The sequence below is a fragment of the Streptomyces aidingensis genome (genome assembly GCF_900112355.1).
Lineage (GTDB): Bacteria > Actinomycetota > Actinomycetes > Streptomycetales > Streptomycetaceae > Streptomyces > Streptomyces aidingensis.
In genome coordinates, this window is sequence record NZ_FOLM01000002.1 from 346,701 (window position 1) to 366,936 (window position 20,236).

The window sequence follows — 20,236 nt, forward strand, 5'->3', positions numbered from 1 at the left end:
GGTTGCACGTGCACCGGGCCACGCCGACCGCTCCTCGCCGCGGGCACCGGGAGTCAGCGGTGGGCGGCCAGGCCGTCGCGCCAGCGGTCGGTGAACTCACGGACCGGCCGCTCCGCCTGGTGCGGCACGAGACGGCGGCGGAAGTCCTCGAAATACTCGGCCCCGCGCCGCGAGCGCACCCCCGCCAGCAGGGCCCCGGCCTCGCTCGCCGTATGGCAGGCATGGTCCAGCTCGCCCTGCTGCAGCCGCCCGGTGGCCAGCACCAGCAGGCCGATGGCGCGCCGCCGGGTACGGCCCTCCGGGTGGCCGGACACCGCCTCCTCGGCACGTCGCTCGGCCGCCGCGCCCTGCCCCAGGTCGCGGTGGCAGTGGGCCAGTTCGTCCGCCAGATACGCGGCGTCGAAGTGCGTGATCCAGACCGGTTCGTCCTCCCCTCCCCCCGAGGCGCGCTCCAGCGCCGCCAGCGCCCGGGATGCCGCCCGGCGGCAGCCCTCCCGGTCCCCGAGCTGCGCGTATCCGCGCGCCTCGGCGGCCAGGAACAGCGCGTCGGCACGGGTCGGCACCCGCCCGCGGGTGCCCTGCTGGGCGGCGCGCGCCAACTGCACCACCTCCCGCGGGTTGCCCAGCTCCCCGGCGAGGTGGCTCATCCCGGCGGCCAGCACATAGCCGCCGAAGCCGCGGTCCCCGGAGCCCTGCGCCAGCCGCAGCGCCTGGATGTAGTAGCGCTGGGCGAGTCCGTGCTGGCCGCTGTCCACCGCCATGTAGCCGGCCAGTTCGGTGAGCCGGGCCGCCGCGCCGAGCAGCCGCCGCCCCACGTCCTCCCGGTAGGAGCCGGTCAGCAGCGGGCCGACCACGCTGTCCAGGTAGTGCACCACCAGGGGCCGCACCAGCCCGGCCCCCCATCTGCGGTCCAGGTCGATCAGGGCGGTGGTGGCGGCGGTGACCGCCTCCACATCCGCCGCGCCCACCCGGCCGCGGGCCGGATGGGCGGCCGGCCCGCCGGCCGGCGAGGCCCGGGCCACCTGCTCGTCCACGGGGGTGATCAGCCAGTCCCGGCTGGGCTCGACCAGCGCCGCGGGCGAGACCGCGGCGGCGGTGCCGCCGCCGGTGGCGGCAGTGGCGGTGGTGGCGACGGTGGCGGCGGTGGCGGTGGCAGTGGTGGCGGCGCCGAGGGCCGGCCCGGCCGTCGGCGCGGCGGTGGCGAGGGCCGGGACCGTGCCCAGCGCGGTGAGCGCCATGTCCCTGCGGCTGACGTCGAACCGCCACAGCTCCCGCGCGCTCTCCAGCCCTTCGGCGAGCCCGCCGGCAAAGCCCAGGCCGATGGCCGAACCCTGCTGCCGGGTGCCGCCCATGCCGATGTCGTCGACGGACACCGCGCGGCCCAGCTTGCGGCCCAGCGCCTCGGCGATCACCTCCGGGGCCCGGCCGCGCGGCTGCTGGCCGCGGATCCAGCGGGCGACCGAGGTCTTGTCGTAGCGGAAATCCAGCCCGCGCTCGGCCGCGCACATGTTGACGCGGCGGGCCAGACCGGCGTTGGAGCAGCCCGCCTCTCTGATCAGCCCGAGCAGCCGTTCGTTGGGCTGCCTGGCAGCGGGTACCCCGGCTCTGTCGATCATCTGCGTCTCCCTCCGGCGCCGCCTGCCGCGCCGGCGCTGATGGTGCTGGTCGTGCTGGAAACCCCGGCCGGCCTCGGGGCCGCACCGGGTGCGCGGGGGGGTCGGGAAGAACAGGTCGGAACGGAATGCTCGGGATCGGGGACGGACGGGATCGGGGACGGACGGGTCGGTGGTGGCCCGGACGGCCGCGAGGCGGCCGTCCGCGGGCCGGGAACGAAGTCCCTGATCATGGATTCCCAGCGCCGCCCGGCGCGCATGCCGTACGCCCCCGCAGATGCTCCGATGCGCCCCGCCCACGAACCGCGCCCCGTGGCGTGCCCGTAACCCCGGCTCGGAGCGGGAGTTGTGATTTATGTGGATGATTGCATCGGAGTGACCTCACGAGTCGGTATTCCGCAGCAGGGTTCCGCCCACCGGGGCGGGGATCCCGCGGAACACGCAGCCCACTATGCCGCGGAGCGGCACTGGGAGGTGCTTCCCGGCGCATGGCTGGAGCAGCACACGGGAGTCCTGCGCTGCTCGTGCGCCGATGAGCACTGTGATGCGCCGGGGGCACACCCGCTGACGCCGGTCTGGGAGACCCAGGTCGCGGGCAGCGCGACGGCCGCCCGGGCGCTGTGGGCCGCCCGGCCGCGGGCGTCCGTGCTGCTGCCCACCGGTCGGAGCTTCGATGTGCTGGAGGTCCCCGAGCACGCCGGCTGTCTGGCGCTGGCCCGGATGGAGCGGATGGGGATCTCACTGGGGCCGGTCAGCGCCACCCCCACCGGCCGGATGATGTTCTTCGTGCTGGCGGGCAGCGCGGCCAGGACGCCGGTGCTGCTGCGCCGGAGCGGCTGGGCGGCCGGCCGCCTGGATCTGACGGCCCACGGCGAGGGCGGTTACATCCCCGCGCCGCCCACCCGGATGGGGCCGCGCGGCCTGGTGCAGTGGGTGCGCAGGCCGACCGTGGCCAACCGCTGGCTGCCGGACGCGGAGGAGCTGGTGCCGCCGCTGGCGTACGGCTGCGGCCAGTCCCGCTGAGCCGGGCCGACGGCCCCGCCGACGCACCTCGGCGGGGCAATGACCGCGCAACTGAACCGTAATTCACTCGTTCGGGTGAGGTCCGGGGGATGGCTGAAAGCCGTCTTCACGGGGAAGTACTTATCCGGGGAGGAGGCGGGAAAGACCCCGGGTGCTCGGGGCCCGGGGTCTCAGCCGCCACCGCCGCCGGCGGATCCGCCGGTCGGCCGCCGGCCTGCGTCAGGCCTTGGCGACAAAGACATGCATGGCGACCGTCGGCTCCAGCTCCGCCGTCTCGCCGCCGCTGCCCACCGTGACACCGCCGTGGCTGCCCAGGGTGACACTCACCGAGGCCCCCGGCTGCACACCCGCCCGGCGCAGCGTGTGCATCACCTGGGTGTCCGTCTGGATGGGCTCGCCGATCCGGCGGACCACGACCGTCTTGCCGCCGTCCGCGTCCAGATCGCTGAGCGCCACCATGCCCTCGTCCAGGAACGGATCGGGCTTGCCCGCCTCGCCCAGCTCGGCCAGGGCCGGGATCGGGTTCCCGTACGGCGACTCGGTGGGATGGTTGAGCAGCTCCAGCACGCGGCGCTCCACCGCGTCGCTCATCACATGCTCCCAGCGGCAGGCCTCGGCGTGCACATGCTCCCACTCCAGGCCGATCACATCGACCAGCAGGCACTCGGCCAGCCGGTGCTTGCGCATCACCCGCTCCGCCAGCCGCCGGCCCTCGTCGGTCAGCTCCAGATGGCGGTCACCGGCGATGATCAGCAGGCCGTCCCGCTCCATGCGGGCGACGGTCTGGCTGACGGTCGGGCCGCTCTGCTCCAGCCGCTCGGCGATTCGGGCGCGCATCGGTACCACCCCCTCCTCCTCCAGCTCCAGAATGGTGCGGAGGTACATCTCGGTGGTGTCGATGAGTCCGGACATGACTGCCCCTCGAATGCTGTGTGCGGTGGCCCTGGAACTCAATTCTGACGCACTCCACCGACAACCGGACCCGCGCGACCGGAGGCTTGTACACAGTCCGTCACAGCCGCCGTCGCACCCCCGGCGCCCGCCCCCGTTGCCGGGGGCCGCTCTTGACAGCAAAGTGGTTTAGACCTCACCGTGACGTGCGGCACACCCACCGGACGGGATCAGCGGGCAGGCGAGGAGACAACCCCAGATGACGGACACCGGCCAGGCGCGGCAGACGCGAGCGGCGACGACGGCGACGACGGCGACGACGGCGACGGACACGCTGGCCGACCGGTTCTTCGACGCGGCCGTGGGGCTGCTGCGGCGGGTGCAGGCGGAGGAGGCCGGCCCGATCGCCGCGGCCGGCGCCCTGATCGCCGACACCGTGGCCGCCGGCGGCCGGGTCTTCACCTACGGCGCCGGGCACTCCTCGCTCCCCGCCCAGGACGTGGTCTACCGGGCCGGCGGCCTGGCCCTGGTCAACCTGCTCTCCGTGCCCGGCACCACCGGCGTGGACGTCCGCCCCGCCACCCTGGGCAGCGCCCTGGAACGCGTCTCCGGTCTGGCCGCCGCGACCCTGGACACCTCCCCGGTCCGGTCCGGCGACCTGCTGGTGGTGATCTCCCTCTCCGGCCGCAACGCCCTCCCGGTCGAGATGGCCTCGCACGCCCGCGCCCGGGGCCTGAAAATCATCGGCCTGACCTCCGCCGTCTACGCGGAGCGGACCACCCCGAAGAACCCGTCCGGCAGCTTTCTGCGCGACCACTGCGATGTCGTCATCGACAACAAGATCGGCATCGGCGACACCGAACTGACCCAGGAGGGGATCGACGCCCCCTTCGGCCCGGCCTCCACCGTGGTCACCTCCGCCATCATGCAGGCGGTCACCGCCACCGCCGCCGGCGAACTCGCCGCCCGCGGCATCCAGCCGCCCATGCTGCGCTCCGGCAATGTCGAGGGCGGCCGGGAATGGAACGCCCGCGTCTGCGCCGAGCACCCCGATCACATCCTGTGGCAGCGCTGACCTGCGGTTTCGCGAGGCGCGTAAATCCCTTGTGCGGTGGCGGCCGGAAACGTACTGTTCCCGGTACACGAGAAGGGAGGTGGTTCGGCAGATGTATGACAGTCGGACGCGTGAGGTGACTGCGGCCTAGGGCCGAGTCTCCGCATCAGCGCGGTTTGCCGGCCCAGCCGGCCAATCCCAAGCAGTCACCCGACCCGCGGGCCGCCGGTAACGTCCGGCCGGCTCCCCCGGCCGCCGCCAGGCGGCGGGGGAACCAGGCCCGCGGGTTGTCCGTTTTTCCGGGCCCTGCCGCTTCTCCCGGGCCCGGGGCTCGGGCCCAGGCCCAGGCCCGGGCCCGGGCTCAAGGGCTGAGGCGCTCGATCCGCCAGGCGGTGGGGTCGCCGCCGCCGGGCCGGCGGGTGTAGCGCAGCCGGTCGTGGAGACGGTTCTCCCGGCCCTGCCAGAATTCCACTTCCTCCGGGACCACCCGGTACCCGCCCCAGTGCGGCGGCGCGGGCACGTCCTCACCCTCCGGATAGCGCCGGGCCAGCTCCGCATACATCCGGTCCAGCTCCTCCCGCGAGGCCACCACCTCGGACTGCTCGCTCGCCCAGGCACCGAGCTGCGAGCCGTGCGGCCGGGTGCGGAAATACGCCGCGGTCTCGTCCCGCCCGGTGCGCTCCGCCCGGCCCTGGACGATCACCTGGCGGGCAATGGCATGCCAGGGAAAGACCAGGGAGACGGCCGGATTGGCGTCGATGTCCCGGCCCTTGCGGGAGCGGTAGTTGGTGAAGAAGACCAGGCCTCGCTCGTCGAACCCCTTGAGCAGCACGGTGCGGGCGGTGGGACGGCCGGAGGCGTCGGCGGTGGCCAGGATCATGGCGTTCGGCTCATGGATGCCGCTCTCCGCGGCCTCGGCGAACCAGCGCGCGAATTGCCGGACCGGGTCGGGGGCGAGACCCTGCTCATGGAGTCCTTCGCGCCGGTAACGCACCCGCATCGCGGCGGGATCGAGAAACGGGGAAGGTACGGACGAATGTGCGGGCTCGTGCACCGCCTCGGTGGCGGGGTCCCGGTGGCCTGCGGCGCGGCCTGCGGGACGGCCGGCGGAGCGGCCGGCGGAGCGGCCGGCGGAGTCGGTGGCGGGACGGCGGCGGTCGGGTCGTTCGGCGTGGGCGGCTTGGGACACGGCCATATCTTGCAGCATGCCGCCGACAGCCCGGACGCGCCGCCCGGCGGCGTTCCCCTGTGGCCGCGCCGCGCCCGGCGCTATGGTGACCGTCCGGGTCTCGGGGCACTGCGTGCCGCCAACGACAGCGGCACCGGCTTCCCCGGACCCCGCGAGGCCATTCCGGAACGCGCACGACGTGCCGAAATGCCGCGCAGCGGACCGCCGGAGGCACGAGACACCGCGTGCCCGCCCCACCGCCCCACGGTCCGTTACCGCCTGACGCACACAGCCTGACAAGGAGCCGCAGATGTCGGATTTCGTACCTGGTCTTGAAGGGGTGATCGCCTTTGAGACGGAGATCGCCGAGCCGGACAAGGAGGGCGGCTCGCTCCGCTACCGCGGGGTGGACATCGAGGACCTGGTGGGGCACGTCTCCTTCGGGAACGTGTGGGGGCTGCTGGTGGACGGCACCTTCGAGCCGGGCCTGCCGCCGGCCGAGCCGTTCCCGATCCCGGTCCACTCGGGCGACATCCGGGTGGACGTGCAGTCGGCGCTCGCCATGCTCGCCCCCGCCTGGGGCCTGAAGCCGCTGCTGGACATCGACCCGGCGCAGGCCCGGGACGACCTGGCGCGCGCCGCGGTGATGGCGCTGAGCTATGTGGCGCAGTCGGCGCGCGGCACCGGTCTGCCGATGGTGCCGCAGAAGGAGATCGACAAGGCCGAGACCATCGCCGAGCGCTTCATGCGCCGCTGGCGCGGCGAGCCCGACCCCAAACACGTCGCGGCCGTGGACGCCTACTGGACCTCCGCCGCCGAGCACGGCATGAACGCCTCCACCTTCACCGCCCGGGTGATCGCCTCCACCGGCGCGGATGTGGCGGCGGCCCTGTCGGGAGCGGTGGGCGCCATGTCCGGGCCGCTGCACGGCGGCGCGCCGTCCCGGGTGCTGGGAATGATCGAGGAGGTGGAGCGGACCGGCGACGCCCGGGCGTTTGTGCGGCGCGAGCTGGACGCGGGCCGCCGGCTGATGGGCTTCGGGCACCGGGTGTACCGGGCCGAGGACCCGCGGGCGCGGGTGCTGCGGCGCACGGCCAAGGAACTGGGCGCGCCGCGCTACGAGGTGGCGGTGGCGCTGGAGGAGGCGGCGCTGGAGGAGCTGCGCAGCCGCCGCCCGGACCGGGTGCTGGCCACCAATGTGGAGTTCTGGGCGGCGATCATGCTGGACTTCGCCGAGGTCCCGGCGCACATGTTCACGGCGATGTTCACCTGTGCGCGGACGGCGGGCTGGTCGGCGCACATTCTGGAGCAGATGCGCACGGGCCGGCTGGTGCGTCCCTCGGCCCGCTACACCGGCCCGGGCGGGCGCGACCCGCGCGAGATCCCCGGCTATCCGGCCGCCGCCCGCCCGCCCTACGGCTCCGGCGTCTGACCCCGCCTCCGCTCCCGCCGGGGCGGGGCGGGGCGGGGCGGTTCTCTGCCCCCTTCCCGCCCCGCTCAGGCGTGCGAGAGCGCGAAGGAGACCAGAAAACCGCAGACGGTGATCAGGCCGATCGCCAGATGCGCGTCCTGGAACGCCTCGGGGATCATGGTGTCGGCGATCATGGCGAGGATCGCCCCGGCGGCGATCGCCGTGACCGCCGCCACCACGGCCGTGGAGAAGGTGCCGAGCACCGCGTAGCCGAGCACCGCCGAGACGGCGGCAGCCACGGCGATCGAGCCCCAGACACCGTAGACATAGCCGGGGCGGCGGCCCGCCCGCCGCATCCCGGCGGAGCTGGACAGCCCCTCGGGGACATTGCTGATGAAGACCGCGATGACGGTGACGGTACTGACCGCGCCGCCGTCCAGCAGGCTGACGCCGATGGCCGCCGACTCCGGCACCCCGTCCAGCAGCGCGCCCAGCGCCAGCGCGGCGCCGGAGCCGGCCATTTGCGCCTCGGAGGGCTGCCGGTGCTTCGCGGCCCCGGCGGCCCCGGACCGCTTGCGGTGCCGGGCGCCGCGCCGGTCCAGCCAGACATTGCCCAGGGTGTACGCGACGGCCCCGGCCAGCGTGCCGATGGCCGCCGGCCCCATGCCGCCCTGCTCGTACGCCTCCCCGACGAGCTCGAACGAGACGGCGGAGAGCAGCACGCCCGCGCCGAAGGCCATCACCGAGGCCACGATCCGGGCGGGCACCGGCACCCGGTAGCCGATCAGCGCCCCGATCAGCAGTGCCGAACCGCCCATTAGCCCCCAGAGTCCGGCCTCCACGATTTCCGCCATGCGGTCCGGTCTACCGGGTGGCGGCCCACCGGGCCACGACGACGCAGCTCAGTCAGCCGACCGGCCCAGCGCCCCGCCCCGCACCGCCCGCAGCAGAGCCGCCACCCGCACCGCGTCCGCCACCAGCACCGCCCCCGGCGCCTCGCTCTCCCGCAGCAGCAGCGCACGGGCGGCGCTGCCTATTTCGACGCATTCATGCTGGTCTGTCGAGAAAGACGATTTCTGCCAGTGGATCTCCGTCATGCCACGCCCGCCTTCACATGAATCGCGCGATGTCTGCGATGAGTTCACGCGTCTCTTCAGGGGTCAGGGAGATGTTTTCGACCCGGCTCATGGTAGCCCGGTAGTTCTGTAGGTGGGTCTCCGCGTCCAGCAGTGCGTGGCCGTGGCGGACTTCGAGGTGCACAGTGTCGAGCTGCGGCACGGCAGCGTAGGCATATACCGTGGAAAGCCCTGTGTTGGGGAGCACTCCGGCCGAGAAAGGAATCGCCCGGAGCGTCACATTGGGCCGCTCGGAGGCTTCCAGCAGATGGTCGAGTTGCCGCCTGGCGACTTTGGGCCCGCCGGTTTCCAGGCGGAACGCTGATTCGTGCACCAGGAATGTGCACTGCGGCGGGTCGTCCCGGTCGAGCACATCCCGACGCCGCATGCGAAAGGAAATCTTGCGGCGCAGCTCTACGGGATTCGGCTCCGGTACGTCGATGGCGAGTACCGCCCTGGCGTATTCCTCGGTCTGGAGCAGCCCCGGAACGTGCATGATCTGGATGGTGCGCATGGCTCGTGCGAAGTGCTCCAGCTCGGCCAGATCCAGGGCGGTCGCGGGCAGCTTGTCCCGGTAGTGCTCCCACCACCCCCTGACCCGCTCTTCGGCCATCGCCGCCAGGGCATCGACGTAGGCCGCGTCGGGGCAGGAGTAGATGCGGGCGAGGGTCCTGACCCGCTCCGCGCTGACGCCGAAGCGCCCGGTCTCCATGTTGCTTATCCCGGCCCGGTTGGTCCCCAGTTCCTCGGCCGCCTGCATCGGTGTCATCCCGATCCGCTCGCGCAGCTTCCGCAACTCGCAGCCGATGCGCCTCTGTCGAGCGGTAGGTGCGGTCCTCGATGGCATGAGACTTCCTCCTCGCCGCCATCCTGCCACAGCGCCGAAATAGAAAGACTGTTCTGGGTAGCATCATCGCCGAATGCGTAGAAAATTATCGACAGCAGGCTCTAGGCTGAGAACCCCCTCACGCTGAGCGAGTCAGTGAATCCGCAGTGCAGTCGGGGCAGTTGCCCGGCCGGGCCACGGTGGCGCGCCGAAACGGTGAGGCAGACGACGAGCGTTGGGAGTCCGCATGGTCACCGCCCTGTCCGCCCGCATGCGCCGGGTCCCGGCACATCCGGTCCGCACCTACCGCTTCACCGCACCGAACGCCTCCGACACTCCCCGGCTGGCCCGCGACCATGTCGCCGGCCTGCTCCGGCACACCGGACACGGCAGCCTCGCCGAGACCGCCAGACTGCTGGTCAGCGAGGCCGTCACCAACGTCTACCTGCACACCCGCGTACCCCTGCTCACCGTCCGGACCTCGGTGCGGCCCGACCGGGTCTTCATCGCCGTGGTGGACGCCTCGCCGCGCACCGTCCCCGAGGAGCGCGCCATGGCGGCCCACGACGCCGACGACGAATGCGGCCGGGGCCTCGCCCTCGTCGCCGCACTCGCCACCGCCTGGGGCATCACCTGGCACGGCGCCCCCGACCCCCACGAGAAAAGCGTCTGGTTCGAACTCCGCAAGACCGCCTGACGCGATTCCGCCTTGTCCGGCCCCCCACCGATCCCTACACTCCGTAGCGAGGACATCACCATTCATGCATGACGCACACGTTTCCCGTGGTACGGACAGGGGGTCCCGGTGGCACGAACGTGGGAAGCAGACCCGTCGGCGTCGTTCGCCAAACGGCTGGGGAAACCGGCACGGGAACTCGGCAACTCCGACGGCGAGGACGAGTGTCCGGACATCTGGCTGCTGGACAACGGGGATGTCGCTGTCATCGGACGGGATCTCACCTCCGCCTACGAGAGCCGTCTGCCCGAGGGGGTCGCCCTCGGGGCGGATGAGCGGCTGGTGGTCATCCCCGGGGCCATGCTGAGCGCTGCGAAACCGGACATCACCGATGCCGTCTGAAGTACTGGAGCCCTTGCGGCTTCGCCGGAGCGCCGGGGAACGCCTGACTCGGGAGGTGTACCGGCCCGACTTCCGGCGACGGATGGAAGCCCTGCGGGACAGCGGCTTCTGGAAGCTGGAACGCCGGCAGCACTTCGAGGAGATCGGGAGCGCCAGCCGCGACGCCCTCCGCCGGGGCGACTGGGCCGCCGCCCTGCGGCTGTTCGACGAGCGACGCCCACAACTCGCCCAAGAGAAGCAGAAAGACGCACAGAGAGGACTCGTCAAGTACCGGGTACGCATCGTGCGGCAGCCGCTGAGCCCTTACGTGCAGTGGGAGCTGCACTCGCTGCGCCAGCAGGCGGAGTACGGCACCCGGGTGCGTGTGGTGAGGACCGAGCAGCTCGGCGGCCTGGAGGCGGCCGGACCGCTCCCGGAGCTGGTGTCACTGGGCGGGCAGGTGCTCTACGAGGTGTGCTACACGCGGGACGGCGTTCCGGACGGTGCCATCCGGTTCACCGCCCCCGACACCGTGAGACGGGCAGAGGAACTCATCAAGGGCCTGTACAGAATCGGGGAAGACATCGCCCCCTACTTCGCCCGTGAGGTGGCGCCGCTTCCTCCGCCGCCGGCCGCCTGAGCGGAAAGGGGACAGGATCATCGGCGGGGACAGGGAACGCCCCGGGGAGCGGGCAGGCGGTACGCACTCCGAGCTGTCGGGAACATCGCGGGACGTGGTGCAGGCCGGTCAGGTCAGCGGCGGGGTGCACTTCCACCGGGCCGAGCGCACCGGCGACCGGGAGGTGCCACCGAAGCCACGGCAGTTACCGGCGGACGTCCGTGGGTTTGTGAACCGTACCGAGGAGCTTGAACGCCTCAACGCGGTGCTGACCGGGGAGGACGGCAAGCCGCTCATGGTGCAGGTCTGCGTGATCGCCGGGACCGCCGGGGCGGGAAAGACATCCCTCGCTCTGCACTGGGCACACCAGATCAAGGACCACTTCCCCGACGGACAGTTGTACGTCAATCTGCGCGGTTACGATCCGGGCGAGCCCGTCACGGCCCCACAGGCGCTGCACCGGTTCCTGGTGGCGCTGGGGGTGCCCGCCACCGGTATTCCGGCCGATACCGAGGCCGCCGCCTCCTTGTACCGCTCGCTGCTGGCGGACCGGCGGATGCTCATCGTGCTGGACAACGCCGCTTCCCTCGGCCAGGTCCGGCCACTGCTGCCGGGCAGCGGCGCGTGCCTGACCATCGTCACCAGCCGCAGCCGCCTGTCGGGGCTGGCGATCCGGGACGGAGCGCAGCGGCTCCCGCTCGGCACTCTCCCGGAGCACGACGCGGTGGCCCTGTTGCGCGCCCTCACCACCGGATATCGCCCCGAAGACGACGCGGGGCGGCTCGCCGAACTCGCCCGCCTGTGCGCCCGGCTGCCGCTGGCCCTGCGGATCGCGGCCGAACGGGCGGTCAGCCGCCCGTATCTCCGGCTGGAGGACCTCATTGCCGATCTGCGTGACGAATCCGCGCTCTGGGACGCGCTCAGCACCGGCGACGAGGACGAAGCCGAAGCCGTGCGTACCGTCTTCGCATGGTCCTACCGGGCACTGCCGAAGGACGCCGCGCGCCTCTTCCGGCTGCTGGGTCTTTTTCCGGGACCGAGCTTCACTGCTGCGGCAGCGGCGGCGCTCGCCGGGACGGCCCCGGGACGGGTGCGTCAATTGCTGGACTCGCTCGTCGGCGCGCATCTTGTGGAGCAGACCGCGCCGGACCGGTTCGAGTTCCACGATCTGCTTCGCGCGTATGCGGCGGAACAGGGACGGACCGAGGAACCGCCGGAGGAGCGCCTGGGGGCGGTGCGCAGGCTGGCGGTCTGGTATCTGCGTACCGCAGCTGCCGCCCGGCGCGAGTCGGCCGGGGGTACCTCTCTGATTCCGGAGGAGGACCCGGGGACCGGTGACGAGGAGGCCGCCCGTCCCGTCACGTTTGCCGACTACGACCAGGCGGTGGACTGGATCGAGGCCGAGCACCCGGGCTTTCTCCCCCTCACCAGGGCTGTCCGGGAGGCCGGCTTTGCCGGCCTGGTCTGGCGGCTGGCAGAGGTGTTCTGGGGGGCGCGGGCGCAGTCGGTACCGGTGACGGACTGGCTGGCCATGGGGAGGATCGGCCTGGAAGCCGCCCGGGAGACGGGTGACCGGGAGGCACAGGCCCGGCTGCGCACGGCGCTCGGCATGGCCTGCACCCGGGCCGGGCTGCCGGCGGAAAGTGCCGAGCACCACGGCGAGGCGCTGGCGATCCACCGGGCGCTGGGCAATCGGCAGGGGGAGGGAGAGGCGCTGAACGCGCTGGCGCTGGCCCGGCTGCGCGGGCGGGAGCTGGGCCGGGCGGAGGAGCTGCTGACGGCGGCGCTGGGCATCTTCCGGGAGTCGGGCGAGGTGCGCTGGGCGGCGACGGTGCTGGCGAATCTGGCCAGTGTCCATGTCCGGGCGGGCCGGCTCGCCGAGGGCGATGCGGCGGTGGGGGCCGCGCTGGAGGTGTACCGGGCGCGCGGGGACCGGCGGGGCGAGGGCAACGCGCTGCGGCTGCTGAGCGAGATTCAGCGGGAGCGCGGGGAACCGGCCGAGGCCGTGCGGAGCGCCGAGGCCGCCGTGGAGATCGCGCTGGGGCTGCGCAATCGGGTGCTGGAGGCGTACTGGCTGCTGAGCCTGGGCGCCGCGCGGCTGGCGGCCGGGGAGCCGGAGGGGGCGCTGGAGGCGTTCCAGCGGTCTTCGGTGCTGCACCGGCGGCTGGGTGACCGCGGGCGGGAAGGGCTGGGGTGGCAGGGGGCCGGGGAGGTGTACCTGGCGCTGGAACGTCACGCGGAGGCGGCGGAGTTCTACCGCCGGGCCGCCGCCGCGCACGGTGAGCAGGCCGACCGGTGGAACCGGGCCGTGGCGCTGGACGGGCTGGCCCGCGCGGTGGACGGGAAGGCCCCGGAAACGGCTCGGGAGCGGTGGCGGGAGGCGCTGGGGCTGCTGGACGGGTACGGGGACGCCCGGGCGGTGGGGTTGCGTGAGGTGATCGTGGGGCGGCTGGTCAGCGCGGGGCCGGAGGGCTGATGAGCAGGCGGAGCAGGCCGGTGAGGGTGGCGCTGGAGACGATCTGCCGGCGGTCGATCATGGCGGGCAGGTCGCGCAGCGGAATCCATTCGATGCGGGAGGCTTCGTTGAGTTCGGTGGGCTCTCCGATGTGCCGTGGGTCGTGGCCGAGGAAGACATGGTGGTCGGAGCTGAGGATGCCGGCCGCCGGCTGGGCGTAGACCAGGGGCGTCAGGCGGCCGGCCCGCCAGCCGGTTTCCTCCTCCAGTTCGCGGGCGGCGGCCTGTTGCGGCGTCTCGCCGTTCTCGATCAGGCCCATGGGCAGTTCCCAGGCCCAGGTGTCGGTGACGAAGCGGTGCCGCCAGAGCATCAGGACCCGCTCGCGGTGCTCGTCCAGCAGGGCGGCCACCGCCAGGTCGCGGAGCCGGATGACGTGGTGCTCGTAGCGGTGGCCGTCGGGCTGTTCCACATCGGCCAGCCAGACGTTCATCCAGGGGTTGCTGTAGATCTGCCGTTCGCCGTGGACCTGCCACCGCATGTGCCGCTCCTGACTGCCGTGTGCCGCCGCATGATCGTTCCCGGTGGGTGATCCGTATCCACGGGCGGCGGCCGGATAACCACCCGCGGCGGGGGCTCTCGGGGTGCGCGTGTCACCTGAGAGAAGTTACTAACGGTTACTTACTAGTAGGAGTTCGTTACCGAATGCGAAAGCCGCTAGGTTGCTTCAGCACAAGGCCCCTGCCGACGAAGGAGTGGCCGGGGGCGGGCACATGGGAAGGCAGGCCGTGGGCGGGCTTGGGTGCGGGGACGAGTGCGGGGACGAGTGCGGGTACGAGAACGGGGCCGGGGGCCGGGGGCGGCGGGAGGACGGCGGGCAGGCGCCGGAGCCGGAAGCGGTGGCGAGGATCAGGGCCGGGGACGGGGAGGCGCTGGCCGCGCTCTTCCGGGAGCATCACGCGCAGGTCTACCGCTATCTGCGGACCCGGCTCGGCGGTGACCGGGACACGGCCGAGGACCTGGCGAGCGAGGTGTTTCTCCGGGCGCTGTCGCACATCGGGCGTTACACCTGGACGGGGCGCGACATCGCGGCCTGGCTGATGACGATCGCCCGCAATCTGCTGACCGACCATCTGCGGTCCAGCAGTTTCCGGCGGGAGGTCAGCACGGCCGACCCGGGCGCGCGGGAGTGCGGCCACCGGGTGGTGCGGGCGGCGGAGGAGCTGGTGCTGCGGGAGCTGGACCGCCGGGAGGTACGGGCGGTGGTGGCCCGGCTGCCGGAGGAGTACCGGAAGGTGATCGTGCTCCAGATGTGGGGCGGCATGAGCATGCGTCAGATCACCACCACGCTGGGGCGGGAGTCCATCGGCGCGACGCGGGTGCTGCGCTTCCGGGCCATGAAGCGGCTGCGGGCGCAGGCGGAGACGCTGACCGGGCAGGCCGGCCGGGCCGGGCGCGGCGGGGCGGGGACGTAGCCGGGCCGGTTCCGGACGGGTCCGGGGACGGGTTCGGAAGTGGGGTGGGGATGGAGTGGGGGTGGGGGTGGGTAGCGGGGTTCGGGACGGGTTCAGGAGGCGGCCGGGCCGTGGTGGTGGCCGGGGGCCGGTGCCGGCCGGCCGCCCCCGCCGGTGATCAGCCGCAGTCCCGCCCGGGGTTCCCGGGGCGCGGGCGGGCGGCGCGGCTCGGGCGGCAGTTCGGCGGCGATGCGGTGGGCCCGCTCATGGGCGAGTTCCCGGCGCAGCGCGGCGATGTCCCGCCGGAGGCGGAGCACGGCCGCGCACAGCGGCGCGAGTGCCGCCAGCGTCAAGGCGGCGGCGAGGACGTGGGCGAGGACGGTGACCGGCATGCGGATTCCTCCAGACCAATAGCGCGATCAACCCCACATCGGACATTTGGAGTTGCTCAGACTACCCGCCCGTATCCCGCTCCCCGCCCGTTTCAGCCCGTGCCGGTGGCCTCACGCGTGTCGCCGGACTCCGCCGCGGCCCGGCGCTCCCGGTCGCGCTTGCGCATCTGGAGGATGTGCCAGATCCGTTCGGACTCGGGCAGATCGGTGATGGCGAATATCCGTACCTCCCGCGGGTCGTCCACATCGAGCACGAAGCCCCGGCCGCTCGCGGCGTCCTCGATGCCGCCGTCCGCCGCCGCCACGGCCGCGGATCCGGTTCCGGGCCCGTGCTCCGCGGCGGCGGCCGGTTCGTCGCCGTCCGCGATCGCCTGGTAGGTGCCGGGGAGGCGGCCGAGGACGCGTTCGATGGCCGCGTAGGTGGTGTCGCGCACCGAGCGGCCGGCCTCGGCCTGGCGGTAGGTGACGATGGTGATCCCCGCGGCGTCGGCCGCCTGTTGCTTGCTCCAGCCCTGCCGCAGGCGGTCCGCCTTCATGGTCTGGGCCACTCGGGCTCGGGCGCGGGCGCCTCTGATATCAGCCATGAGGCCATCTTCGCAGTTCTTCGCATGTTCTCGCAGTTGCTCGCAGCTTCTTTCAACAAGCTCGGCACGGCGCGCGAGCCCTGCCGTGATCAATGTAAGAAACCGAAAGAAATAACGACCACTTACTCGCCGGTACAGTTAGAAACAGATAGAAGAACCAGATAGGTTGCAGGCATGTCAGCACCGACGGAACCTTCCCCCAACGCAGAGGACTTCGTGCTGGCCGAGGTGGCCGCCCGCTACCTGAAGTGCGGTGAGCGGTGGCTGCGCGACGGCTGCAACCACCGCGGCTTCCCCCACCACCGCATGGGCAACCGGCTGGTCTTCAGCCGCGAGGACCTCAGCGAGATCGCCGCCATGGCCCGGCGCCCGGCCCGCCCCTCCGGGGAACGCCGCACGCCCGCCCCGACCGTGGCCGCCTGAGCCGCGCCGGCCCTGGCACATGACGACGGCTCCCCCTCCTCCTCGCCGAACCGGGGAGCCGGGACAGCAGGACATGCACCGCAGCGCAACCCACAGAACAAGGAAGGCAGGGCAGTGAACCAGACCGACAACCCGACGGCAGGCGCGGCCCCGGCGGCCCCGGCAGCCGCGACCGCCGCGACCGCCGAACCGGAGAGCGTGAGCCGCGCCCGGAACGGCGATCCGGACGCGCTCACCAGTCTCTTCCGGGAGCACTACGAACCCGTCCGCCGCTATCTCCAGGGCCGGGTGCAGGACCCGGCCACGGCCGAGGATCTGGCCAGCGAGGTGTTCCTGCGCGCGCTGTCGCACATCGGGCGCTACACCTGGACCGGCCGCGACATCGGCGCCTGGCTGACCACCATCGCCCGCAATCTGCATACCGACCATGTCCGTTCCTGCCGCTTCCGGCGGGAGGTCTCCGCACCCGATCTCACCGACCGCTGCGGCCAGGTCAGCGGCCCCGACGAGGCGGTGCTGCGCGACCTGGCGGACCGCGAGGTGCGGGCGGTGGTGGCCGGACTCCCGCCCGACTACCGCACCGTGATCGTGCTCCAGATGTGGGGCGGCATGTCCATGCGGCAGATCACCACGGCGATGGGGCGTGGCTCGGTGGCCTCCACCCGGCTGCTGCGGTTCCGCGCCATGAAGCAGTTGCGGGCCCGGGTGGCCCGGCCGGCCGGGGAAGGAGCGGTGGCATGACGGGCAGCCGCCCCGGTTCCGGGGCCGAGGCGGTGGCCGAGAAGCTGCGCCAGGAACACCCCTATGGCACCGCGCCCGGTCTGATGTCCCTGTTCCACGAGGGCGACCGGGTGCTGATCACGGTGCGGGTCTCGGCCCTGGACGACTGGTACTACTGGCTGGACGCCATCGGTCCGCAGCTCACCAGGGAGGTGCAGCGCATCGGCGTGACCCTGGCGGCCACCGGGTCCATGGGCGGCGTCCCGGTGGATCTGCTGGCCTATGGCGCCTACGACCCGCTGGAAGCGGCCTGGCGTGCGGCCGGCCTGCCGTATCTGCTGTGGGGCCGGGTCTACGACCTCTCCGAGCCGCTGCGGGACCGCGCCGGCGGGCACTGGACCTACACCGGCGGCACGGCGGAGGGCGAGGTGCCGCTGCTGACCGCCTCCGGCGGCGGCGGTGCGGACGCCCGGACCCTGCCGGTGGTGGTGTGCCACGCCGGGCCGCTGGGCGCGAACGCGAACCGGAACGGGAACGGGAACGGCGATGGCGCGGACGGCGCCCGGGCGGCGGCCCGCGGAAACGATCCCGCGGGTGCGGAGGCGGCAGCGCGCCGCCGGGAGGCCGGCAGGCAGCCGCAGCCGTAGAGCGGAGCACGGGGAGGCCGGGGCCCCGGACGGAGCGGAGTCCGTCCGGGACACCCGGCCTTCCTTCGAGGGGGTCCCGGTCGCCGCCACGAGCGGGGAGGCAGAGGCGGGACCGGCGCGGTTCAGCTCTTGATCATCTTGCCTTCGGGCGAGACCACGTACCACTTGCCGCCGACGCCCTGGCCGTTGACGTCGCCGGGCTCGGCGTCGCCCGCGTACCGGTAGAGCGGCCAGCAGTCGATGACAAGCTGCTGGATGCCGTCGGGACGGTTGAAGACATCGAGCAGTTCCGCATCGACGCCCGCCACGTCCGCCGGGTCGGCCGGCGGCCCCGCCGCCGGCCAGTTGTCCAGGCAGTCGCCGGTGCACAGGGACTCCATCGGCCAGGCGCTGTCGTCCGCGAAACGGTAGAGGGTGCGGCCCTGGCCGTCCCGCAGGATCTCGCCGTACTCCGGGTGTTCGAACACCGACAGCCCCGGCAGGTCCCCGGCGGCCTCTCCGGCGCCCTCGGCCCCGCCCTGCCCGGAGGCGCGGGCGCCGTCCGCGGCGATCGCCCACCAGCTTCCGCCGGCGCCCTGGCCGGCCGTCTGCTCCGGGCCGGTGTCGCCGGCATAGCGGTAGGCGGGCCAGCCGGCGATGGTGAGCTGCTCACTGCCGTCGGCCCGCCGCACCGTGCCCAGCAGGCCGGGATCGATGCCGGTGCCGGCCGCGGCGTCGGCGGAGACCGGCGGCCAGTTGACGGCGCAGTCGCCCGCGCAGTTGGAGGCGGGCGGGTCGGCGCTGTCCTCGTCGAACCGGTAGAGGGTGAATCCTTCGCCGTCCTTGACGAGTTCGCCGAGCTCGCCGCTGTCGTAGGTGGCCAGTTCGCCGGCCGCGGCGAGCTGGACGGCGCCCTCGGCGCCCTCGGCGCCCTGCGCCTGCTCCCCGCCCTCGTCGCCGTAGTCGTAGCCGTATCCGGAGTCCTCCTCGCTCAGCGCGGCCGGATCGGCATACGGGTCGTCGTTGCCGGCGTTGGCGTTGCCGCAGGCCGCGGTGGTGACCAGCACGGCCAGACCGGCCATGGAGACGGATATCTTCCGCCAGTTGCTCATGATTTCTCCCGGTTTCTCGGCCTCGATGCCGTAAGCCGCTGTGGGGGATGTTCCGTGCTGATGTGCAGGCCTGCGCAACGTATGCGGTGGTGCGTCGTGGTGCGTTGCGTACTGTCCACACGGACGGGGAGCGGCGGCGGTTCACGGCCGGCCGGGAATTTTTTCCCCCGGCGGCGGACACGGCGATGCGGCCCCGCCCGAGGTCCGGCGGGGCCGCATCGGGGGCGGTTCACCAGGGCCGGCGCCGAAGCGCCGGTCAGGGGACGGTCAGGGACGGTCAGGGCCGGTCAGGAGGAGGCGGTGACAAAGGTGTGGCCCTGGTCGTTCTCCACGGCCACCGCGGCGACGTTCTCCAGCGGGATCGCGGCAAACCCGTCCAGGCTGGGCTTCTTGGCGCCGGGCGGAGGCTTGCCGACCACCCAGCTTCCGGCCACCTCCCGGCTGCCGTCCTTGCCCAGCACCACCAGCCGGCACAGCTCGCCGGGGGGCAGATTCTCGGTGACGGCGCTCACCAGCACCCAGTCCGCCACCGGATCGAGCGTCACCTGGAGCCCCGCCGAGGTGACCGGGTCGGTGGCGGCGAGGGTGACCGCCTCCGGCGAGACGGTCTCGCCCGGCCCGGCGATGCCGGAACCGGCCGAGGAGTCGTCACCGAGCAGGAAGCCGCCGTAGAAGACCGCGGCGGCGACCGCGGCGGCGGCCAGCCCGGCGTACACCCGGCGCCGGTTGCGCGCGGCGCCGCGCTCCGCCCGCACCTGCCGCAGGGTGCGCTGGAGCATCAGGTCGCCGCCCTCCGGCGGCCCGTCCAGAAACGCCTCGGGGGGAACCTCGCCGAGCGCCGTCTCGATGCTTCGCAATTCGGCCACCTCCTCCCGGCACTGGACGCAGGAGGCCAGGTGTTCTTCGAGTGCCCGCGCCTCCTGGCCGTCGAGTGCCCCGAGGACATATGCGCCGATGAGTTCGCCGCCGTGCTGCTGTCGCATGCTGCTCATGGGGCCGCCTCCCGCAGCCTGACCGGAGTGACCGGCTTGCCTGACGTGCTGTGTCTGCCGGTACGGCGTGACCGCCGTCCGCCGCCCCCCGCTCCCCCGGTGCCGTCGTCCCCGCCGGCTCCGGCCGCGCGGCCGGCGAACAGCTCGCGCAGGGCCTTGAGCGCGTAGTGCGAACGGCTTTTGACCGTGCCGGCCGGTATGCCCAGGATCTGGGCCGCCTCCGTGACGGACCGCCCCTGGTAGTAGATCTCCATCAGAACATTGCGGTGTTCGGAGGAGAGCTGGTCCAGCGCGTCCATCACCACCATGGTGTCGACCACGGCCTCGGCATGGTCGGCCTGCGCGGGCGCCGCCGCGGCGGTGGTCTCCGCGACCTCGGCCGGCCGGGCGGCGCGGGCCCGGTAGCGGTCGGTGACGATGTTCCGGGTGACGGTGAGCAGCCAGCCGCGCACCGAGCCCTTGCCGTTGACCAGCACCTCCGGGTGACGCCACGCCCTGATCAGGGTCTCCTGCACGATGTCCTCGGCGGCGGCGCGGTCGCCGGTGAGCCGGGTGGCGTACGCGAGCAGGGCCCTGCCGTGTTCCTCGTAGAGCGATCGGATCAGTGCCTCGTCACTCGTACTCTCGCGAGTGCGGGACCGCAGAGCCGCCATCCACTCACTCCGTTTCTTCCGCGTGCTGCGTCACGGGTGGTACACGGCGAA

The 20,236-nt window shown here is 72.8% G+C and carries 23 protein-coding genes; 11 read left to right on the forward strand and 12 right to left on the reverse strand.

The genetic code is table 11. From position 1 onward, the window contains the following. Window positions 1–53 precede the first annotated feature (53 nt). Window positions 54–1,616: an NsdA family TPR-like regulatory protein gene (locus tag BM242_RS29235; protein WP_093837614.1), complete on the reverse strand. Its 1,563-nt coding sequence runs from the start codon at window positions 1,614–1,616 to the stop codon at window positions 54–56. Window positions 1,617–1,988: 372 nt separating this feature from the next. On the opposite strand from BM242_RS29235, the gene BM242_RS06075 reads away from it, so the two are divergent. Next, on the forward strand, window positions 1,989–2,636 hold the full coding sequence (locus BM242_RS06075) for a bifunctional DNA primase/polymerase (RefSeq protein WP_245833859.1): 648 nt from the start codon (window positions 1,989–1,991) through the stop codon (window positions 2,634–2,636). Between the two features lie 219 nt (window positions 2,637–2,855). Here the strand turns inward: BM242_RS06075 and BM242_RS06080 are convergent, their stop codons facing one another. Beyond that, window positions 2,856–3,548 carry an iron-dependent transcriptional repressor DtxR gene (locus BM242_RS06080; RefSeq protein WP_093837616.1) on the reverse strand — a complete coding sequence of 231 codons (693 nt, stop codon included), beginning with the start codon at window positions 3,546–3,548 and terminating at the stop codon, window positions 2,856–2,858. 238 nt (window positions 3,549–3,786) lie between these two features. On the opposite strand from BM242_RS06080, the gene BM242_RS06085 reads away from it, so the two are divergent. Then, window positions 3,787–4,602, forward strand: coding sequence for an SIS domain-containing protein (locus BM242_RS06085; RefSeq protein WP_093837617.1), 816 nt, complete (start codon window positions 3,787–3,789; stop codon window positions 4,600–4,602). 340 nt (window positions 4,603–4,942) lie between these two features. Here the strand turns inward: BM242_RS06085 and pdxH are convergent, their stop codons facing one another. Next, complete coding sequence (gene pdxH / locus BM242_RS06090; protein WP_093837840.1) at window positions 4,943–5,581, reverse strand: pyridoxamine 5'-phosphate oxidase; 639 nt, start codon at window positions 5,579–5,581, stop codon at window positions 4,943–4,945. A 478-nt stretch (window positions 5,582–6,059) separates the two neighbouring features. Here pdxH and BM242_RS06095 point away from each other — a divergent pair, with 478 nt between their 5' ends. Then, window positions 6,060–7,181 (forward strand): citrate synthase 2, encoded by a 1,122-nt coding sequence (locus BM242_RS06095; protein ID WP_093837618.1) that lies wholly within the window; start codon window positions 6,060–6,062, stop codon window positions 7,179–7,181. Window positions 7,182–7,246: 65 nt separating this feature from the next. On the opposite strand, the gene BM242_RS06100 is transcribed toward BM242_RS06095, so the two are convergent. From BM242_RS06100 to BM242_RS06110, 3 genes are read right to left on the reverse strand one after another with little or no spacing between them, the layout of a single operon-like run. Further along, complete coding sequence (locus BM242_RS06100; RefSeq protein WP_093837619.1) at window positions 7,247–8,014, reverse strand: ZIP family metal transporter; 768 nt, start codon at window positions 8,012–8,014, stop codon at window positions 7,247–7,249. Window positions 8,015–8,062: 48 nt separating this feature from the next. After that, window positions 8,063–8,257: a DUF397 domain-containing protein gene (locus BM242_RS06105; RefSeq protein WP_093837620.1), complete on the reverse strand. Its 195-nt coding sequence runs from the start codon at window positions 8,255–8,257 to the stop codon at window positions 8,063–8,065. 13 nt (window positions 8,258–8,270) lie between these two features. After that, on the reverse strand, window positions 8,271–9,122 hold the full coding sequence (locus BM242_RS06110; RefSeq protein ID WP_093837621.1) for a helix-turn-helix domain-containing protein: 852 nt from the start codon (window positions 9,120–9,122) through the stop codon (window positions 8,271–8,273). A 226-nt stretch (window positions 9,123–9,348) separates the two neighbouring features. Here BM242_RS06110 and BM242_RS06115 point away from each other — a divergent pair, with 226 nt between their 5' ends. The 4 genes from BM242_RS06115 (at window position 9,349) to BM242_RS06130 (ending at window position 13,253) form a co-directional block, all read left to right on the forward strand. Next, on the forward strand, window positions 9,349–9,798 hold the full coding sequence (locus tag BM242_RS06115) for an ATP-binding protein (protein ID WP_245833860.1): 450 nt from the start codon (window positions 9,349–9,351) through the stop codon (window positions 9,796–9,798). Window positions 9,799–9,906: 108 nt separating this feature from the next. Then, a complete protein-coding gene (locus tag BM242_RS06120) occupies window positions 9,907–10,179 on the forward strand; it encodes a hypothetical protein (protein ID WP_093837622.1) in 273 nt (90 codons plus the stop codon). Continuing rightward, window positions 10,169–10,798 (forward strand): DUF6879 family protein, encoded by a 630-nt coding sequence (locus BM242_RS06125; RefSeq protein ID WP_093837623.1) that lies wholly within the window; start codon window positions 10,169–10,171, stop codon window positions 10,796–10,798. Before BM242_RS06120 ends, BM242_RS06125 begins: the two co-directional genes overlap by 11 nt. Before the next feature lie 94 nt (window positions 10,799–10,892). Then, complete coding sequence (locus tag BM242_RS06130) at window positions 10,893–13,253, forward strand: ATP-binding protein (RefSeq protein WP_107365091.1); 2,361 nt, start codon at window positions 10,893–10,895, stop codon at window positions 13,251–13,253. Here BM242_RS06130 and BM242_RS06135 read toward each other — a convergent pair. Continuing rightward, window positions 13,231–13,770 (reverse strand): NUDIX hydrolase, encoded by a 540-nt coding sequence (locus BM242_RS06135; RefSeq protein WP_093837624.1) that lies wholly within the window; start codon window positions 13,768–13,770, stop codon window positions 13,231–13,233. The two genes, BM242_RS06130 and BM242_RS06135, sit on opposite strands and share 23 nt — an antisense overlap. 232 nt (window positions 13,771–14,002) lie before the next feature. Here BM242_RS06135 and BM242_RS06140 point away from each other — a divergent pair, with 232 nt between their 5' ends. Then, on the forward strand, window positions 14,003–14,704 hold the full coding sequence (locus BM242_RS06140; protein ID WP_093837625.1) for an RNA polymerase sigma factor: 702 nt from the start codon (window positions 14,003–14,005) through the stop codon (window positions 14,702–14,704). Window positions 14,705–14,796: 92 nt separating this feature from the next. On the opposite strand, the gene BM242_RS06145 is transcribed toward BM242_RS06140, so the two are convergent. Both BM242_RS06145 and BM242_RS06150 read right to left on the reverse strand, forming a co-directional pair. Continuing rightward, complete coding sequence (locus tag BM242_RS06145) at window positions 14,797–15,075, reverse strand: hypothetical protein (RefSeq protein WP_093837626.1); 279 nt, start codon at window positions 15,073–15,075, stop codon at window positions 14,797–14,799. Between the two features lie 92 nt (window positions 15,076–15,167). Beyond that, complete coding sequence (locus tag BM242_RS06150; protein ID WP_093837627.1) at window positions 15,168–15,659, reverse strand: helix-turn-helix domain-containing protein; 492 nt, start codon at window positions 15,657–15,659, stop codon at window positions 15,168–15,170. 174 nt (window positions 15,660–15,833) lie between these two features. Between BM242_RS06150 and BM242_RS06155 the strand changes: the two genes are divergently transcribed. The 3 genes from BM242_RS06155 to BM242_RS06165 all read left to right on the forward strand — a co-directional run bounded on the left by BM242_RS06155 (window position 15,834) and on the right by BM242_RS06165 (window position 17,449). Next, the gene (locus BM242_RS06155) at window positions 15,834–16,082 is read left to right on the forward strand and encodes a helix-turn-helix domain-containing protein (RefSeq protein WP_139238276.1); all 249 of its coding nucleotides are present in this window, start codon (window positions 15,834–15,836) and stop codon (window positions 16,080–16,082) included. A gap of 114 nt (window positions 16,083–16,196) precedes the next feature. Continuing rightward, the gene (locus BM242_RS06160) at window positions 16,197–16,823 is read left to right on the forward strand and encodes an RNA polymerase sigma factor (RefSeq protein ID WP_175541291.1); all 627 of its coding nucleotides are present in this window, start codon (window positions 16,197–16,199) and stop codon (window positions 16,821–16,823) included. Continuing rightward, the gene (locus BM242_RS06165) at window positions 16,820–17,449 is read left to right on the forward strand and encodes a BN159_2729 family protein (protein ID WP_093837630.1); all 630 of its coding nucleotides are present in this window, start codon (window positions 16,820–16,822) and stop codon (window positions 17,447–17,449) included. Before BM242_RS06160 ends, BM242_RS06165 begins: the two co-directional genes overlap by 4 nt. Window positions 17,450–17,571: 122 nt before the next feature. Here BM242_RS06165 and BM242_RS06170 read toward each other — a convergent pair whose 3' ends face one another. The 3 genes from BM242_RS06170 to BM242_RS06180 form a co-directional block, all read right to left on the reverse strand. Then, window positions 17,572–18,540, reverse strand: coding sequence for an SCO0930 family lipoprotein (locus tag BM242_RS06170; RefSeq protein ID WP_093837631.1), 969 nt, complete (start codon window positions 18,538–18,540; stop codon window positions 17,572–17,574). 287 nt (window positions 18,541–18,827) lie between these two features. Then, window positions 18,828–19,532, reverse strand: coding sequence for an anti-sigma factor family protein (locus BM242_RS06175; RefSeq protein ID WP_093837632.1), 705 nt, complete (start codon window positions 19,530–19,532; stop codon window positions 18,828–18,830). After that, window positions 19,529–20,185 (reverse strand): sigma-70 family RNA polymerase sigma factor, encoded by a 657-nt coding sequence (locus BM242_RS06180; RefSeq protein ID WP_093837633.1) that lies wholly within the window; start codon window positions 20,183–20,185, stop codon window positions 19,529–19,531. Before BM242_RS06180 ends, BM242_RS06175 begins: the two co-directional genes overlap by 4 nt. Window positions 20,186–20,236: the final 51 nt, after the last annotated feature.

Excerpts from the sequence above, each read along its gene's own strand:
- BM242_RS06110 (WP_093837621.1), bottom strand. The coding sequence starts at position 9,122 with ATGCCATCGAGGACCGCACCTACCGCTCGACAGAGGCGCATCGGCTGC.
- BM242_RS06115 (WP_245833860.1), top strand. The coding sequence starts at position 9,349 with ATGGTCACCGCCCTGTCCGCCCGCATGCGCCGGGTCCCGGCACATCCG.
- BM242_RS06150 (WP_093837627.1), bottom strand. The coding sequence starts at position 15,659 with ATGGCTGATATCAGAGGCGCCCGCGCCCGAGCCCGAGTGGCCCAGACC.
- BM242_RS06140 (WP_093837625.1), top strand. The coding sequence starts at position 14,003 with ATGGGAAGGCAGGCCGTGGGCGGGCTTGGGTGCGGGGACGAGTGCGGG.
- BM242_RS29235 (WP_093837614.1), bottom strand. The coding sequence starts at position 1,616 with ATGATCGACAGAGCCGGGGTACCCGCTGCCAGGCAGCCCAACGAACGG.
- BM242_RS06135 (WP_093837624.1), bottom strand. The coding sequence starts at position 13,770 with ATGCGGTGGCAGGTCCACGGCGAACGGCAGATCTACAGCAACCCCTGG.
- BM242_RS06105 (WP_093837620.1), bottom strand. The coding sequence starts at position 8,257 with ATGACGGAGATCCACTGGCAGAAATCGTCTTTCTCGACAGACCAGCAT.
- BM242_RS06085 (WP_093837617.1), top strand. The coding sequence starts at position 3,787 with ATGACGGACACCGGCCAGGCGCGGCAGACGCGAGCGGCGACGACGGCG.
- BM242_RS06145 (WP_093837626.1), bottom strand. The coding sequence starts at position 15,075 with ATGCCGGTCACCGTCCTCGCCCACGTCCTCGCCGCCGCCTTGACGCTG.
- BM242_RS06155 (WP_139238276.1), top strand. The coding sequence starts at position 15,834 with ATGTCAGCACCGACGGAACCTTCCCCCAACGCAGAGGACTTCGTGCTG.
- BM242_RS06175 (WP_093837632.1), bottom strand. The coding sequence starts at position 19,532 with ATGAGCAGCATGCGACAGCAGCACGGCGGCGAACTCATCGGCGCATAT.
- pdxH (WP_093837840.1), bottom strand. The coding sequence starts at position 5,581 with ATGCGGGTGCGTTACCGGCGCGAAGGACTCCATGAGCAGGGTCTCGCC.
- BM242_RS06095 (WP_093837618.1), top strand. The coding sequence starts at position 6,060 with ATGTCGGATTTCGTACCTGGTCTTGAAGGGGTGATCGCCTTTGAGACG.
- BM242_RS06180 (WP_093837633.1), bottom strand. The coding sequence starts at position 20,185 with ATGGCGGCTCTGCGGTCCCGCACTCGCGAGAGTACGAGTGACGAGGCA.
- BM242_RS06165 (WP_093837630.1), top strand. The coding sequence starts at position 16,820 with ATGACGGGCAGCCGCCCCGGTTCCGGGGCCGAGGCGGTGGCCGAGAAG.
- BM242_RS06170 (WP_093837631.1), bottom strand. The coding sequence starts at position 18,540 with ATGAGCAACTGGCGGAAGATATCCGTCTCCATGGCCGGTCTGGCCGTG.
- BM242_RS06100 (WP_093837619.1), bottom strand. The coding sequence starts at position 8,014 with ATGGCGGAAATCGTGGAGGCCGGACTCTGGGGGCTAATGGGCGGTTCG.
- BM242_RS06125 (WP_093837623.1), top strand. The coding sequence starts at position 10,169 with ATGCCGTCTGAAGTACTGGAGCCCTTGCGGCTTCGCCGGAGCGCCGGG.
- BM242_RS06080 (WP_093837616.1), bottom strand. The coding sequence starts at position 3,548 with ATGTCCGGACTCATCGACACCACCGAGATGTACCTCCGCACCATTCTG.